The organism is Halobacteriovoraceae bacterium, assembly GCA_020635115.1.
In the GTDB taxonomy this organism is placed as follows: domain Bacteria; phylum Bdellovibrionota; class Bacteriovoracia; order Bacteriovoracales; family Bacteriovoracaceae; genus JACKAK01.
Window position 1 is genome coordinate 417,344 of record JACKAK010000003.1, and the last position, 17,328, is coordinate 434,671.

General features: G+C 32.4%; 14 protein-coding genes. 6 read left to right on the top strand and 8 right to left on the bottom strand.

The genetic code is table 11. The features are described 5' to 3' along the window. Positions 1–43 precede the first annotated feature (43 nt). Positions 44–1,720, top strand: a complete 1,677-nt coding sequence (locus H6622_06365; protein MCB9061126.1) for a hypothetical protein — start codon at positions 44–46, stop codon at positions 1,718–1,720. Here H6622_06365 and pepN read toward each other — a convergent pair. After that, positions 1,717–4,365, bottom strand: a complete 2,649-nt coding sequence (gene pepN / locus H6622_06370; GenBank protein MCB9061127.1) for an aminopeptidase N — start codon at positions 4,363–4,365, stop codon at positions 1,717–1,719. The genes H6622_06365 and pepN overlap by 4 nt on opposite strands. Before the next feature lie 183 nt (positions 4,366–4,548). Here pepN and H6622_06375 point away from each other — a divergent pair, with 183 nt between their 5' ends. Beyond that, positions 4,549–5,364, top strand: coding sequence for a hypothetical protein (locus H6622_06375; protein MCB9061128.1), 816 nt, complete (start codon positions 4,549–4,551; stop codon positions 5,362–5,364). Here H6622_06375 and H6622_06380 read toward each other — a convergent pair whose 3' ends face one another. Continuing rightward, positions 5,365–5,919, bottom strand: a complete 555-nt coding sequence (locus H6622_06380; GenBank protein MCB9061129.1) for a thioredoxin family protein — start codon at positions 5,917–5,919, stop codon at positions 5,365–5,367. Positions 5,920–6,330: 411 nt separating this feature from the next. Here H6622_06380 and fbaA point away from each other — a divergent pair, with 411 nt between their 5' ends. Further along, on the top strand, positions 6,331–7,383 hold the full coding sequence (gene fbaA / locus H6622_06385; GenBank protein ID MCB9061130.1) for a class II fructose-bisphosphate aldolase: 1,053 nt from the start codon (positions 6,331–6,333) through the stop codon (positions 7,381–7,383). Between the two features lie 17 nt (positions 7,384–7,400). On the opposite strand, the gene H6622_06390 is transcribed toward fbaA, so the two are convergent. The 5 genes from H6622_06390 to H6622_06410 form a co-directional block, all read right to left on the bottom strand. Beyond that, positions 7,401–8,837: a glutamate--tRNA ligase gene (locus H6622_06390; protein MCB9061131.1), complete on the bottom strand. Its 1,437-nt coding sequence runs from the start codon at positions 8,835–8,837 to the stop codon at positions 7,401–7,403. Between the two features lie 129 nt (positions 8,838–8,966). Next, complete coding sequence (locus tag H6622_06395) at positions 8,967–9,506, bottom strand: hypothetical protein (protein ID MCB9061132.1); 540 nt, start codon at positions 9,504–9,506, stop codon at positions 8,967–8,969. Between the two features lie 75 nt (positions 9,507–9,581). Next, a complete protein-coding gene (locus tag H6622_06400; GenBank protein ID MCB9061133.1) occupies positions 9,582–10,079 on the bottom strand; it encodes a hypothetical protein in 498 nt (165 codons plus the stop codon). A gap of 140 nt (positions 10,080–10,219) precedes the next feature. Further along, positions 10,220–10,630 carry a hypothetical protein gene (locus H6622_06405; GenBank protein ID MCB9061134.1) on the bottom strand — a complete coding sequence of 137 codons (411 nt, stop codon included), beginning with the start codon at positions 10,628–10,630 and terminating at the stop codon, positions 10,220–10,222. A gap of 478 nt (positions 10,631–11,108) precedes the next feature. Next, entirely contained in the window at positions 11,109–12,077 is a 969-nt protein-coding gene (locus H6622_06410; GenBank protein ID MCB9061135.1) for a hypothetical protein, read from the bottom strand. A gap of 304 nt (positions 12,078–12,381) precedes the next feature. Between H6622_06410 and H6622_06415 the strand changes: the two genes are divergently transcribed. The 3 genes from H6622_06415 (at position 12,382) to H6622_06425 (ending at position 15,922) form a co-directional block, all read left to right on the top strand. Continuing rightward, the gene (locus tag H6622_06415) at positions 12,382–13,197 is read left to right on the top strand and encodes an Fpg/Nei family DNA glycosylase (GenBank protein ID MCB9061136.1); all 816 of its coding nucleotides are present in this window, start codon (positions 12,382–12,384) and stop codon (positions 13,195–13,197) included. Between the two features lie 113 nt (positions 13,198–13,310). Further along, positions 13,311–14,216, top strand: coding sequence for an ABC transporter ATP-binding protein (locus tag H6622_06420; protein ID MCB9061137.1), 906 nt, complete (start codon positions 13,311–13,313; stop codon positions 14,214–14,216). Further along, the gene (locus H6622_06425; protein MCB9061138.1) at positions 14,213–15,922 is read left to right on the top strand and encodes a hypothetical protein; all 1,710 of its coding nucleotides are present in this window, start codon (positions 14,213–14,215) and stop codon (positions 15,920–15,922) included. The genes H6622_06420 and H6622_06425 overlap by 4 nt, the downstream gene beginning before the upstream one ends. Here H6622_06425 and H6622_06430 read toward each other — a convergent pair. Continuing rightward, on the bottom strand, positions 15,919–17,271 hold the full coding sequence (locus H6622_06430; GenBank protein MCB9061139.1) for a hypothetical protein: 1,353 nt from the start codon (positions 17,269–17,271) through the stop codon (positions 15,919–15,921). The genes H6622_06425 and H6622_06430 overlap by 4 nt on opposite strands. Positions 17,272–17,328 lie beyond the last annotated feature (57 nt).

The following is a 17,328-nucleotide window of genomic DNA, read 5'->3' on the forward strand; positions in this document are numbered from 1 at the left end:
CATTCATTCTATGCTAATATAGACCCCAAAACAAGGATGTTTTATGTATTTCATTGCTTTATTAAGCATCTTACTGCTACCTCTCTATGCCTATGAACCATTAAAAGCAAATTGGAATCGAGATATAAAAATAGAAAAGGGACTAAATCGTTCAAACATTTTCAACTTAAATACTGAAGACTTTGAGGAGTATAAATATCAGGGACAAATTCATGCTTCACAATATCCTGTTGAAGTAAGCGGTCTTTTCATTCCCTATTATCCCTTTAATAATTTTTTTGAAAAAGACCATAGAAATCCAATAACTGAAAAATTAAAAGAAGCAGGAATAAAAGGTCTTCCCTTTTCAAGCATGGATGAAATGTTTAAATGGTTAGGACTCAACACTTACAACTCTAAATTTGAAAAGGGAATTTATAAAATTCCAAATCCTAATGAAAAATTAAATTTAAGAATGGGAGCAGGAATCGTCAGTACAAAATGGGGAGAGGGGTTAACTTTTAGCTGTACGACTTGTCATTCTATGAAAATGTTTGGAAAAACTGTTTTCGGACTCACAAATAAAGTCGTCAGGGCCAATGAATTTTTTGAACTGGCAAAAAAAGGGCTTCCCTTTATAAATTCACATTTATTTCAATATGTAACAGAGGCAACTGAACAAGAGAGATTATTATTTAAAAGATCTAAACAAAATATCAGATCTGTTGGGGTCAAAAAACCTCAGGTATTGGGGTTAGACACTTCATTGGCACAAGTTGGTCTTAGTCTCATGAGAAGATCAACAGATTCAGAAGCTTCAAAAAGTAAATTTTATGAAATGTTTCCAAGGCCAAATGCGCTTAATAAATTTGTTGTAGACTCAAAGCCTGCAGTTTGGTGGAATTTGAAATATAAAACCAGATGGCTTTCAGACGGCTCTATTGTACAAGGAAATCCAATTTTTACCAATATTTTGTGGAATGAGATTGGAAGAGGAACAAACCTCAATGAACTAGAGATTTGGATGAAAAACAATCGTAAGAAAATTGATGAACTTACGGTTGCTGCATTTTCAGCATCTCCTCCACACTGGACTGATTTTTTTCCTGCTGATTCTATTGATCTTCCTATGGCGATGAGTGGAGAGAAATTATATCTTAAACACTGTAAAGAGTGTCATGGTGAATATCAGAAAAATTGGTCTCTTCCAGATAGCACTGAATTTAACTCTAGCGAAATTTTAAAGACATACAAAGTCATTTATCCAGAACAAACACCAGTAAAAGACATGGGTACTGATCCAAATAGATATATAGGCATGAAATATTTTGCAAATGAACTTAATAATCTCAAAATAAGTAAGTGGATGAATACAAAAATTGAAATTCAAAAGGGTTATGTTCCACCTCCTCTCGATGGGATTTGGGCCAGATATCCTTATTTACATAACAATTCTATCCCTTCTTTATGTGCACTTCTGACAAGAGTTGAAGATCGTCCTCAATCCTTTTATCAAGGGCCGGCCAACAATCCAAATACTGATTTCGATTCAAAATGTGTTGGATATCCCCTTGGAAAAGCAATCCCAAAGTCATGGAAAAAGAAAAATGCTTTTTATGACACTTCTAAACCTGGCCTAAGAAATATTGGACATACAAAAGCATTCATTAATGAAGATGGAAGCGAAAAACTTTCATCTCAAGAAAAAATGGAAATCATTGAATTTCTCAAAACACTTTAAGAAGTAATTTGAGAAACAATTTCAAATAGATTTTTTGAAAGATTCTGTTCATTCTTTAGTCTTTCTAATTCAATTTTCATTTCATTTTGTAAATTAATTTCTAACTTTTTAAAAATTCTAAAAGCATTAAACATTCTAGCAGATACATCTGGATTGTACTTGTCTATTTCAAGTATTCTATCAATCATTATTTTATAACCATGTCCATTTTCTTGATGAAATAATTTGTCATTTTGATTTGCAAAAGTAGTGTAAAGAGATCTAAGAAAATTTGGAACCTTTTTATCGAAGGCAGGATTATTTGCCAGATCAATTAAAAATTTTAAAGATGGATCGTGAGTTTGAGTTGCCTTTAGTGCGAACCATTTTTGGATAACAAGTGGTTCATCTTTCCATTTTTTATAGAAAGAGTCTAAAGCTAATTCAGTTTTGTCACACTTAATTTTGGCCAGGCAAGAAAGAGAGGCCAATTCATCAGTCATATTGTTTGAATTGATAAACTGTTGATAAGCAAGGTCTATATACTCTGGGTTTTCTGTACTTGTTAAAAAACTCAAACAGATATTTTTAAGCTCCCTTTTCCCCATGGATTTAGATGATAAATCAAAAGTGTCTGTTTTAAACTCATTATATAATTTAAAAAGAAATTCTTGATGAGACTGCCCTAAAGTTTTGATTGAACCTTCTCTGGCCATTAACAATTTATGAATATCAATTGGAAGTGATCTATTAGACATTTCCTGTTTTAAAAGGGCCATACTTGGTAAATCAAGACAAGAGGCCTTTATACTATGGCCTAAAGAATCGTCATATAGTATTGATCCAAAGGACTCAATATAAAATGGATCTAGAGATAATTCTTTTTGCTCCTTTAATAAATCAACGTTTTGCATAATTGCATCAGTGGCCAATATTTGAGATGATTCAAACCGATTAAATTCATCTGTATCATTTTTCATTAAAAAGATATGGTCACTTACAGGACGATCATGCTTTACTATAATTGGACAACTGAACTGCCTATTAAAAGATAAAATTGGTCTGTGTTCGAGATTAAGAAAAGTAGCTTTTTCTTTGTTTTCTTTTAGATGCCATATTTTTTTTGTTTTATCTAAGTTTGGTAAACTTTCAAGAGTCTCAGGAAATATCTCATTTCCTTGAGAATCAAATAAGCAAAATAAAACTGGAAGATGACAAGGCCGCCATGATTCTCCATAGGTTTTCATTTCACAAGTTTGTTCTAACTCAAGAGTATATTTTTTCGAGGTTTCGTCATAAAGTTCATTAATTTTTACGATTGGTGTTCCGGCCTGATCATACCATCTTTTAAAGTGTGTTAAGTCAGTTCCATTTGCAATTTCCATTGCGTGGACAAAATCATCTGTCGTTACGGCCTGGCCATCATAGAGTTCAAAATATTTATCCATTCCTTTTCGAAATCCTTCTTTTCCTACAATTTTTTCAATCATCCTGATGATTTCAGCACCTTTTTCATAAATTGTAGTTGTATAAAAATTATCAATTTGGATATATGACTTAGGTTTAATTGGATGAGCAGTCGGCCCTGAATCCTCTACAAATTGCGTCGATCTTAATTTCAGAACGTCCTTAATTCTCTGTACACTGCGACTGTTCATATCAGAACTAAATTCTTGGTCTCGATATACAGTTAGTCCTTCTTTCAAAGTTAATTGGAACCAGTCTCGGCATGTAATACGGTTTCCAGTCCAATTATGAAAATATTCGTGACCAATGACACTTTCTATTCCTAGAAAATCATCATCTGTTGCTGTATCTTTTCTGGCAAGTACATAAGCAGAATTAAAAATATTAAGTCCCTTATTTTCCATCGCCCCCATATTAAAACTATTAACTGCCACTATCATATACATATCAAGATCATACTCAAGACCAAACTTTTCTTCATCCCACTTCATTGAATTTTTTAGAGATCTCATCGCGTGATCACATTTTCCTTCGTTACCTTTATCACAATAAATTTCAATATCTATTTTTTTCTTATTAATACTAGTTACATAAACATCTCTTACAACTGAAAGATCACCGGCAACAAGTGCAAATAAATAACTAGGTTTTTTAAAAGGATCTTCCCAAATTGTCCAATGCCTACCATCACCTAATTCTCCGCTATCAACTTTATTGCCATTAGACAGGAGAACAGGAAACTTATTCTTATGTGCTATCAGTTTTGTACGATACTTTGTCATAACATCAGGTCGATCTAAAAAATAGGTTATCCGCCTAAATCCTTCGGCCTCACATTGCGTACACAAAATATCAGAACTCATATAAAGTCCTAAAAGAGAAGTATTTTTGCTTGGGTAAATGATTGTTTTAATCGTTAATGTAAAGCACTCAGGAACTTCAAAAATTTCAAGAGTTGTACTTGTTAATTTAAATGAAGATTTATCAAGCTTATTACCATTGATTTCCACAGACACAAGATCTTGCTGTTCACCATTTAAGACTAGTTTTTTCTGATGACTAAATTTAGTATACACTGCCTTACTCGTAACATATGTTTTCTTAGCATCCAGTTCGAATTCTAATTCTAAAGATTCTATTTCAAAGTCACTTTTTGTATAATCTATTAATTTGATTGTGCTATTTTTTGGTGAACTCATAAATTTCCTTTTATTAATCAAAACGTGAGTCGAGTGGGCAAAATATTAGACAATTTAAACTAATGATGCAAAACATTTAGTTCAAACCTCATATATTTACAGGTACTTGCAAAAAATACTAAATTAATCAAATATAGACCCGATAAGGTATTAGGTTAGACAAAGCACCAGAGATGATGAACAATGTTTGATAATGCCAACTCTAAATTCTATTTTAATAAACTCGAAAAAAATGAGTATGAAAATCTCTTTAAATCAGTCGTAAAAAATCATTGTGAAATTGAAATCTGGCATAAAGATAGAGAGGATTCCGTTGAGCAATTTAAAGTTGCAGAACTTTCTAAAGTCAAAAATGGCCTAATTCTTAAAAAAAGTGGGCCATTACTTAAACAGTTGATTAAGTCTCCATTGACGAACAATTTGGTACTTTTGAAGATTAATTTTGAAAAATATTTATATTTTTCTGCAGGATATTTAACTTTCAATTCTGACAATGGTGATTATACGATTCAAATCGATCATGAAATTTTTAAAAGTCAGCAAAGACAAGATTATAGATGGATTAATAATAATTTTAATTACGTAAGACTTATTGCAAATAACTCAGAGATAAATGTATTTGATATTTCAGCTGGTGGTTTATCTATATTTGTAAATGAGAAGGAAATAAATTTTTTTGCTAAAGGTACAATTCTTGAGAATTGTGTGGTTTATTTTCAAGCTGATAAGTTTGTTATCCCGAATGCTGAAATTGTTGGTCATTGGGATCTCTTAGAAGAAGAAAAAGTTGTCTATTTAAGAGTTATGGGGCAGCGGTCCTATCAAAATAGTAGTCTAAATAAGGACCAAAGTAGTATTTCAACAAGTCAGACAAAAAAAGTTGGAATTAAATTTTTAAATCTTACAAAAGAAGTTGAAGAAGGACTTTACCGTACTATAAACCAGGCCGCACGCGTAGAGGCCATAAAGAAAAATCTTCTTAATAAAAAAGCTAGTTAGTTATTTCCACTTGATATTACATCCCATACTAGGAATAATTTTGTCAGGATAGCTCACCCCTTCCAACAAACACTCTAAAGCAAACTTCAAATCTTTTCCACTAACCTCCACCTCATTTCCAGGTCTAGAGTCATCGAACCGACCTGCGTAATAAAGCTCTTTTTTATGGTTATAGACAAAAAATTCGGGAGTGCATGACGCGTGAAAAGTACGCGCAACTTCTTGAGATTCGTCAAACACATAAGGAAAACCAAATTGGTTTTTTTTAGCAATTTCAAGCATCTTATGGGGATGATCCTCAGGGTAACTCTTTATATTGTTTGAATTAATAGCTAGAACTGCAAAATTTTGTTCTATTGCGCTATTTAATACCTTTACAAGCTCAATTAATATGTTTTTCACATATGGACAATGATTACAAATGAAACATACGATAAGCCCACTTTTGCCGACAATCATTTCACTAGTATAAGTTTGTCTTCCATCTGAAGAAGTTATTTTAAAATCTGGCAAAATCTGTGGAAGATTCTCTAAATCAGTATAGGTTAAGGCCATTACAATCCCTGTGTAAAAATTATTTTGCTGGAATATATAATGATGGCCAGAAATTTGAAAATATACTAGTGGTTTCTAAGTCTTTTTATCTTATGTTGACCAACTTATTTTAATGAGGTTTTTGACTTGTTAGCACATATTACTATACTTAATTTTCTATGTTTCATCCGCTACAAATAACGCACAATACCACACATTTAAAGTTTAAATTAATAAGAACTACAAAATGTAAGAAAAAAAAGCTTTAGAATTTTTTATATGGCCTTTAGAATAAAGATATAGAGTCATTTTTGACACACGATCGACGTTTGAAAGAGGATTTGGATAACGTCGATTTTTGCAGATATCCTTTTCACTGTCCGAGCATTTAGATATCATACCCCACATTTTTAATTATCCTATGGAGGAAAGATGAAATTTAGGCCAGGTGTTATCTATGGAGATGAACTCGTAAAACTCTATCAGTATGCAAAAGAAAACCAATTTGCTCTACCCGCTGTTAATGTTGTCGGTACGAATTCTATCAATGCTGTTCTTGAAACCGCAAAGAACCTTAACCGTCCCGTGATTATTCAGTTTTCAAATGGTGGAGGTCACTTCATGGCCGGAAAAGGATTAAATAATGAAAATCAAAATGCGGCCATTACTGGAACAATATCAGGAGCACAGCATATTCATTTATTAGCAGAAAAATATGGTGTAAGTGTTGTTATTCATACAGATCATGCCGCAAAGAATTTGTTACCTTGGATTGATGGTTTGTTAGAAGCTTCAGAAGATCATTTTGAGCGATATGGCAAACCTCTATTTAGTTCACATATGCTTGACTTGTCAGAAGAAACCCTACAAGAAAATTTAGAGATTTCATGTAGTTATTTTGAAAGAATGAATAAAATTAGTATTGGAATTGAAATTGAACTTGGCGTTACCGGTGGAGAAGAAGACGGTGTAGATAATACTGATATTGATAATTCAAAACTATATACACAACCAGAAGAAGTGTGTTTTGCTTATGAAAAATTAAGTTCTGTTGGCAAGAATTTCACAATCGCGGCCTCTTTTGGAAATGTTCATGGTGTCTATAAACCAGGAAACGTACAGTTAACTCCAAAAATACTGAAAAACTCTCAAGAGTTTATTGAGAAGAAATTAGGAAAAAGTGCGAAGGAAGTTAATTTTGTTTTTCATGGAGGATCAGGCTCATCCCGAGAAGAAATTAGAGAGGCCATTTCTTATGGGGTTATCAAAATGAATATTGATACCGATATGCAGTGGGCATTTTGGGATGGTGTAAATAATTATTCAAAAGAAAAATCTGGATATTTACAGTCTCAAATTGGAAACCCTGAAGGAGATGATAAACCTAACAAGAAATACTACGACCCAAGAGTTTGGCTAAGAGAAGGTGAAAAGTCATTTATAGCTAGACTCAAACAATCATTTGAAGATCTTAACAATATTTAATTGGCCAGACCTCTCTGTTAAGTTAGAGAGGTCTTTACATTCTTCTTTATATTTTCAATTGGTATCAAAGGCACGAGTTTATTTAAGTCAGGCCCATGTCCTTGTCCAGTTAGGACAACTCTTGTTCCCATAAATAAGGGCCTTCCCTTAATCTTTAATTCTTTTTTCAGATAATCCATCCATTCCTGCATTTGAACACTTGTTACTCTATCAGTGGTATTTTCTAATTGTGCATCTAAGTATTGTGAAATCTTTAATGTCGTTTCCCACGATAGAATTTCTTTGTACTCATCATTTTTTTCAATAACATTACTAAAAATTGATTTGAGATGCTCTTCAATATCGGAAAAAATTTGAATTTTATCACGAAACAAATCTGCGAGAGAATTTTTCCACTCTATCGACTGCTGATGATAGGGAGAAGTAGAACAAACAACCTGGTCAAAATTCATGATAAGTTGTTCTGTTGTGAGTTTTCTTAAATGCTGTTCATTAAAATAATTTAGTTTTTTAATGTCATATAAGGCCGGGGACTTACTAAAACGAGTCAAATCAAATATATTTGCAACCTCGTCAAGGGAGAAAATATCCTTCTCTTCAGGGTGAGACCAGCCTAACAAAAGTAAATAATTCATGAGTGCTTCAGGAAGATAATGTTGTTCTCTGTACTGGGCCACAGAAGTTGCCCCATGTCTTTTAGAAAGTTTCTGCCGATCTTCTCCAACCAATAGAGATACATGTGCAAATTCCGGAGGTTTTACTCCAAGAGATTCATAAATCATTAACTGCCTTACAGTATTATTAAGGTGTTCTTCAGCTCTTATCACATGTGAAATCTTCATAAGATGGTCATCAATAGCACAACAAAAATTAAACGTTGGCATTTCATTAGATCTTAAAATAACAAAATCTCCCACCATGTCTTCGTTATAAGTGACGTTCCCTCTGACAATATCGTTTAAAGTATATTTTTTTTGTGGATTCTTGAAACGGATGACGTATTCATCTCCAGCATCCATTTTCTTTTTTGCTTCAGCTTTTGGAAGATCTCTATATTTTCCGTGATAAATATGTGGGGCCTTCTTTTCAGTATTAGCTTGTTCAGTAAGTTTTTCTAATTCACTTGTGGTTAAAAAACAAGGATAGGCATGCCCGGATTCTATCAAATCAAAAGCATACTTTTTATAAATTTCTTTTCTTTCTGATTGGCGATAAGGCCCGTATTCTCCACCATTATCAGGGCCTTCATCCCATGTTATCCCACACCAATTTAAATCATCTATCATTTTGATTTCTGAATCTTTAGTACTTCTTTCTAGGTCAGTGTCCTCTATTCTAAGAATAAATTTTCCGTTTTTTGCCTTAGCAAAAAGATAGGAATATAAAGCTGTCCTTGCTCCACCAATATGGAGTAGTCCAGTCGGACTAGGGGCAAATCGTACACGTATAGTCATAAATTTTCCTTTTTCAGACTATCTACCATTTCCGCAAAATATTGAAAAGTATAAATACCAAGGTGCGTCTATATTCAATTGACGAATGATAGCTTCTTTGAAGGCAAGGAATTGAAAGATACTTATAATTTAGAACAAACTAGAAAAAACATATCGAATTCCGGCCTCATACCCAAGAACAGAATAAATATTATCACCTGCATAGTAACTCAAATTTAAAAAAGTGGTCCATCGATCGTTAAAATCGTAATAAATTCCAAGACCTGCGTAATACGCATAGTATGTGTCATTAATAAGTTGAGATAAAGTCAAACTGGACGAAGTCGTATAACTGGCCTTGACTCTTTGGGCAAGTGCCCCAAATTTAGAATCTAACCAACTAAGTAGTCTATATCTTCCACCAATTCCATATTGAGTTGTATTGAGTTCGATATTGAATAGGGCCCCTTGTTCTATATGTGTGTTTTCTAAATTTGATTGACGCCAAAACGCCTCAACTGACCAACTTGTCCACTGCCATCCCATTGCAATCCCTGGAGCATACGCCTCTGCTTTATTGTAGAAGCCTGTATCGGAAACTACTTGATTTTGAGTATAGTCAAGAGCAGTATAAAAATCTGCTCCAAATGCCGAGTAGATAGAAAGAAGAAAGGCCAGAATGTATTTCATAAAATCTCCTTAGGCGTTTTAATTATTACCTAGGGAGAAAGTTTTCTTAAGAGAGCAAAGTATTCCGGTTTTTTACTAATTCAGGATATTAGATTCAAGATTATATTTTTTTTCAGTTTTTTGGCCCAATTCTGGTAAATAATCTGTATAGGGATCAAGATGAGGAAAATAAATTTTTGAAATCTGTTTTTTGTCTATATCTAAAACTATTTTTATCGGGTTTTCATCATTAATAAACTCAAATATTTTATCACTATAATTTACAAAACTGTCACATTCTTTGTGATTAGAAAAATAAAACCTTCCAACTATGAGATTTGCAAAATTTTTATATTCGATGAACGATTCTGGTTTACTTTTTGGGCCGTCTTGAAACCTACAGGCCAAAACTTGTGTGATGCCATTTAGTGACATCAGATCATAAACCCTTCCTCCATTTACTGAAATGACATCACTCGAGGGGTCAGCTTTTTCGATTGTGAGATGGATAAATTTTTTTTGAGGTGGGTAGTAAATTTGAGTCGCCAAGGCCACAGGCATAATTAAATAAGGTATCAACAATCTTCTAAACATAACCCTCCAAATGTTTATAGACTGTATTTATGCCTTAGATTATTGACCTTATTGTCATGTAAATGTAGGCCCATAATCAAATTTTGTATTTTTTTAAGAGAAAAGTGGACCCTGATAGGCCCACTCCACGAGATATAATATTAAAGAGACTTTTCGAGTAGAGTAAGAAGAGATTTTTTTCTATCTGCAATATTATCAACATTAGTGCACGTTTGGTGGTTCAATATTAAAGTATCACCTTCTAGAGAAACCCACTGTGAAGCTGACCAGATTTCTCCTTCATTTTTAATTACAATTTTTTTGAGTAAACCAGCAATTGCTTCTTTACCCATATCATCTGCACAGATTTCTTGAAGGGCACCAGTAAGTGGTTCAAAATATACTTTTGGGATACTTGTAGCATAGAGGTGATCTTTTCCATCTTCAGCAAGTTGTTCCCAATGTACATTAATTTCAGGTTCATATCCCAAAATTGAGCAAATCTGATCCTTAATACCAGGAAATAAACTATCTTCAACTTCTTTTATAGCGCGTTTTTCTTTCAATCCCATTACGATCTCCTTTTGGATAAATTCTTTATTGTGATAATGGCGATTTTAAACTTTGCTTACTTTTTTACAAAGAAAAATATTATAAAAATAAACAGGACAATCAAAACCCTCGATTAAATCGGCTCTCTAGGAGTTTTCATTTTTTTTCACATATAAAAAATAATAAAAATAGTGTCTCAAAAAATTGGTATAAATTCGTATGAATAAAAGATTTCATTTGTTTATAGATATTTTTGATGAAAAGTTTAAAAATATCTGTTTTATTTTTGAGTTAAATACCTCTCTTCGAGCTTTGATATAGACAACTGTTGCATCAAAGAAGAGAAAATAAACAAAAATTTTCATCTACTTCTTTTAAGATTCTTTCTTTTTGTTCAGGTGAATACTTCATTAAATAACTCCATTTTTAATAATTTAAACACAAAATCCTTACGAGGAAATTGTCCGGAGTATATAGGGGATCAGAAAGTATTACCCTCTACTTCTTTTGACTTTTGCAAGGATATTGAACTTTTGCAAAAGCAACATTTAAAACCTCTTTGTGTTTTACATGATGTCCACTTCCATAGACGATGAGAACTCTTCGATTCCGATTGACTTCGTTGTTGACCACTTCCAAAATATTTCTTTCACGAATCTCATCAACAGCATATGACATTCGTTGACCAAAATTTCCTTTTTCTAGTGGCATAATACTTTCTGACGTAACATCTTCTAACTTAAAGTCTGTATTCATGTTAACTTTATACCAAATTTTAAACTCATCAATACTTAAAGGTGTTCTACCTTCTGACCTATCAAAACGAGTTTGATAATTCTTGAAATTTTCTTCAAACGATTTCCCACTTCTAATCCATTGAGTACAGTTTCTGAGCACAAAAAATGCCTCTACATCAAGTCGACTTATACCCTTATTGGTCAACTCTTTGAATACCTTGTTATCACCTGGCTCTCCACCAATGAATGGAATACCGTTGGATGACGCCAAGTGAGCTGTATACATTGACTCTCCACATCTTGAAAATTCATTATCTGAGCAAGTCTTGGCATACTTTTTAACTTCCTCTGGACTTTCACCTAAAAAAGAAGGTACTCCTTCTATTATCACGATATCGGGCCTAAAATTTTTAATCTGATTCTCAACCATAGAGAAAGTATTTGCATTATCTGTTTTATTACCGTGCTTAGCTGAGAGGTAAATTAGTTGTCTACCATTTTGTGAATACTCTGCTACAAAAGGAGAAAAACAGGGTTCCAACTTTTGTCTTTCATTGGTCCAGTTTACAATCTTACTATAATCAAACTTAATTTTTGTATGTGATGAGTATGACTCAAAAATCTCAATCTCATTTTCAGTCATAGGTAGACCTTGTAAACTATTACAAGGCTCCTGTGACATTACGGCTTTAAAGATTAGTAAAATAATGAGTAAATTTAATAATTTCACATATCATTATCGACAAATTATTCATCACTTTGACGAACTATTCCACATTTGTATCAAAACAGGAAAAGTGTTCCTAGATTCTCCAAGTAATGTAGAATCTTTTGCCAAAAGACCCCATGAGACACACCTTTAAGGCACTTTAAGACTACTTTTCACTCATAAATTTCTTGAAGATGAGCTGTTTGTTGAAGCTATAGATACCAAACTTAGAATAACCAAAAATCCATTAATAGGGGCTTATCGAGGCCCATAGAATGTGATAGTTTCTAATAGCGTTAATAATTATAAAAAAGTTAGAAAAGATATGCCTGAACTACCAGAAGTTGAAACAATTCGAAAGCAAATTAGTTCTTCCTTTCCCATGAAAGTTAACAATGTTGAATTTTCTAAGGTTAGTCAAAGAATAGTTAAAAGCAAAGAGTTTAATCCAAAAGAGTTTGTCATCTATAATACCCAAAGAATTGGAAAAGTTATCATTTTTAATATTGGAAATAAATTCACAATTATCTCAGGTCTTGGAATGTCTGGAAGCTGGAGAATCTCAAAAAATAAAGTGAGTGAAAAACATACTCATATCCAATTCACTGGTTTTGATAAAAACAATCAAGAGATTCACCTGGCCTATGTTGACCCAAGAAGATTTGGGAGCATTCACTTCTTAAAAAAAGAAAATCAAAAAAATTGGTTGAAAAGATTAGGGCCAGATATTGCTTCTGCTGATTTTAATTTAAAATACTTGCAGTCTATCCAAAAACATCATTCTCATAAAATATTAAAACCATTTCTGCTTGATCAAAAGTATTTTGCTGGAATCGGAAATTATATGGCCAGTGAAATCTGTGCGAGAGCGAATGTCTTACCAACAAGAAAATTTGGAGACTTAAAAATAAATGAGCTTAAAGCAATTCTCAAAAGCACTAAAGTACTTCTAGATAACTCTATCAAAACAGGAGGTACAACATTTTCAGGAGGCTATACAGACGCTTATGGTAACAAAGGAGAAGGAGTAAAAAATTTAGTAGTCTTTCACCAAACTCACTGTGGACTATGTGGCCAATTTGTTCAAAAAATAGTCCAATCACAAAGAAGCACATATTATTGTCAAAGTTGTCAGAAATAGACCAAACTCCACTATTACAGCACTTAGTATTATCAAGAAGTTACAGTTTTATAACCTGGTAGTTGAGTATTCTGATTAAAATGCCGAACAGTCTAATAAAAAGTGGAGTATTTATGGGTCTAGTGCAGATTAAAAGTCTAAGTAAGACTTTTATAGTCCAAAACGCCAAAGGTAAATTCACCAAAAATCGTGTTCTCGATAATATTGATCTCGAACTCAACTCCGGGCGTTTTTATGGATTACTTGGAAGAAATGGTGCGGGCAAATCAACATTAATGAAAATATTAATGAAACGTTGTCTTTATAATCAAGGTGAAGTGTTTATTGATGGTGTCAATCTTATGAACGATGATCCAAATTTTAACATCATCACAGGATACATAACTGAGACAACTAATCTCAATTCAAAAATCAGCTTACTTAGTCATATTGATATCTACAAAGAGTGTTATCACAACTGGGATCAATCACTTTTTGAACAATTCTGTGTTGCTTTAAATCTAAACTTAAATAAGACCTATGAAGAATTATCTCGAGGACAAAAAATGCAATTTCTCTTCGCTGTAACAATGTCCTCACGCCCAAAACTTGTCTTACTCGATGAGATTACTTCCGTACTAGATGCCTATGCCAGAAATTATATACTCGACTATCTAGATGTATTCGTCCAAGAAGGTGGAACAGTTTTAATGGCCACAAATATTGTGAGTGAAATTCAACTTTATGTTGATCATATTTTGATCATTGATAATTCAAAAATAAAATTATCTCTCTCAGTTGAAGAAATTGAAAAGCATTTTAGAAAAATTAGAATAAAAGATAAACAGACAATCACGAAATTTGAGAGTCATGAATTTCTAAAAAAAGTTGGTCTTAACAGCGATTCTTCTTTTAATTACCTTCTCAAAGAGGAAAATATCTCTCTTTTAGATAGTATAGAATATGAATCTGATCGTAGAGGTATATCAGCTGAAGATTTATTCATCTACTTCACTGGTAACACAAGAGGTGATGAATGAAGAGTTTATATAAAAAAATGTTCATAGATTTTCATAAAAAGCTGGCCTCAGTGATGGCGTTTCTCTTTGCAATAGATCTCTTTTTTAAAATAACGAAAGATGAAAACTTTTCTTTCTTTCTAACTCTTTTTTTGTTTGGTTGTATTTTTATTGTTATCTACAGCAATTCATACTTAAACAAGTCATTGGACTTTCTTCTCTCACTTCCTGTTACGAGAAAATCTATCTTTAAATTCTATATCAAATGGAATTCTATAAACTATCTCGTATACTCATTTTATTTTTTTGTATATTATTTCTTATATAAGTTATTTCCAAATTTTTTAAAAATACAGGGGCCAAGCACAAAATATATCCCGAAAAAAGAGGTTCTCGGAGATCCAATTTATACTATAAACTTTTTCTATTCTACTGAATATCTTTCTATCTTTTTTTTGATTTTGTTATTATTCTCACTAACCATCATTGGCAATCCATCTCACGCTAATCAAAAAATGATTTTTATAAATGACGACCGAAAGATTGATGAAATTGACAATAAAAAAGTACATAGAAAAATCGTCAATAAATTTTTATTCATATTTGCTGTAATTATGATTTTCTATAAAACAAATATAATCTCATACAATTTAGTTTTATTTACGGGTTTGCTTTTTTTCACGTATTATGCCGTTGTACATAATTATTACTCAAGTTTTTTTCTTCACTCAGAGATTAAGAAAAAAATATTCAAAAAAACAATCTTTTTGCCAATATCAATAACATCATTTCTTCTTCTTTCATTATTTCTGGCACAAAATTCAAATGATCCTAACGTGCAAGCGTACTCAAAACTTGATTATGATGGCCTTCCGGTAATTGGTTTAAACAAAGATGATTCTGTTCGGTTTCTTAGGGATAAAGAGGTTTACTTAAGTATGAAAAGAAAAATATTACATAGACTCAACAAGAATCAAGATGAATATAAAATATCATTGGATCATAAAGTTTCACTCGAAAAACTAGGATTATCATTCAGTGAAGTTTCCCAAATAATGCATCAATCTTACAGTCATCGTTGGATAAAAGAAGTTAGTCTTAGAAACATCAAACAAGACGAGTTTCTTACATTTCTAAATATTTTAACTAAAGATAATTCTTTTAAGGACGACACCAATTCAACAGAATTCAACAAATTAGTTAAATTTAATTTTTCTAATTATTATGAGCTTTTTAAGAGAAATGATCTTTTGGAATTAATGAAAGTGGCCTTGTCTCACAAAAGTGAGCTTGGGAATTTGTTTTATTTAAAAGCTGCCAAATTTATAGAGGATGAAAGTATTCACCAAACTATTGCTCTAAATTGGGATAGCTTTATTCATTTTCCGAACTCGTTTAGAACTTTGCAGTTAGCACAATATGGAAAGACTTTTAGTGATCAAAATGAATTTTTAAAGAATTTAGAAAATAATAAAATAGGCAGAACTCTATCTTCTCAAGAAATATTTTGTGAACAAATTATTAAAAATATTGAAAATTTTGAACTATCTTCGACAAATCCATTGGATTATCAAAAATTAAATCAATGTCTCTTTAAATTGGCGAAACCTGAAAATAGAGGGGCCCTTGTAAATACTAATCTGTACACATATGAAAATCGTTTGAATGAAAATAACCCTCTCATTAAAGAATTGGGTCAGTTAAAAAGGCAAGATAACGTCTATTAAAAAGTATAAGACAATTGCGAATAGATGAGGTCATTGGCCCTAAATGGTGTCCAATATGAATTTGCATTTGGAGAGCTCACAAGTGTAGTCATAAGTTTTCCTGTTAGACCCTTGCTGAATTCTCTTGATACACCTATTTGTGATAACAAATCACGCATTTTAAAATCATATTTAAAAGTTGACTCTATTTTAAATCTATATTTACTAAAATAGGCAACATTCGTTCCAATAGCTTGATGCCATTTTACAGTATCAAATAAGTATTCATCAGCGTTATTATGTTTAGTTATATGATCAAGATAGAAAAGTGCAAGTTTCAAGTTTTTATACTCTTTTGTCGCGCCCAAATAATAATAACTTTCTTTGACATAGTTTGGTCTTTTTTGAGTGGAAGTTTGAACAACTTCATCTCGAACACTTCTATCAATTTTAAGAAAATCAAACAATCTGACACCAGAAAAAAAAGAGTCATTAGGATCAATTAAAGTCGACCCTATTGTAAAACTCAAATCTCTAAGATTATGCACCCATTCAAAACCGTATATCATATGATGATTGACAACTGGTGTAACTTGCACTTCAGCAACATACTTATTTGGATCATACTTTCCATCAATATTAAGTCGAAGTTGGTTTTCTGGTTTGAAAAGTCCATAGGCCGAGACACTTCCCTTAGGGTAATCTTTTGCAACTCTTAGTCCGAAGCTCCTTTGCAGTAGAATCTCTGAATTAGAGGGTCTATTTACAACATATTCAATAGGTTCAATATTACCTGGAGTTATTTCTGCGTGTGTTGGGGGTAATTGTGCCCACTCCGAACTTGATTTGACTTTGCCGTCAACGACTCGCATACCAGGATTTAGCTGTGGAATATATACAGGAGAACTAAGAACTGAAAAATTTATTCCATAAAATTTTGTTGAAATATATATACCTGCTAGGCCCTCTCTTTCTTGTGAAGCAAAATCCATGGCCTGAATATGATCTATATGATCGATTCCCCAAAAACCTTCATGAGAGTTCCAGTTAAGGATTTTACGACCAAGATAGAGTGTTGTATTGGCAGAATCGTATTTTGCATATAGTTCGGGAACAGAAAATTGCGCTGTGTTTCCAAAATGAATCCTGGTTTTAGCATTAACTAAGTATGAGAGATTAACATTGTTAAACTCAAAAAATTTCTTAGTATCAAAAAACTCAAAATTGGCCCAAACAAGGTTATTGTCAGGAGAATTTCCTGCAGATGGTTGAGTATTTATATTGCTTAATTGGGTAATGCCAATATTTGTCTGTGAATATACATTAATTGCCATGGTAATCGTAACCACAAAAAGGCAAAATCTTAACATCTCTTCTCCTTAGATCAAGAGTCAAAAACAGAAAAAAATATTCAAAGGAGTTTTCCA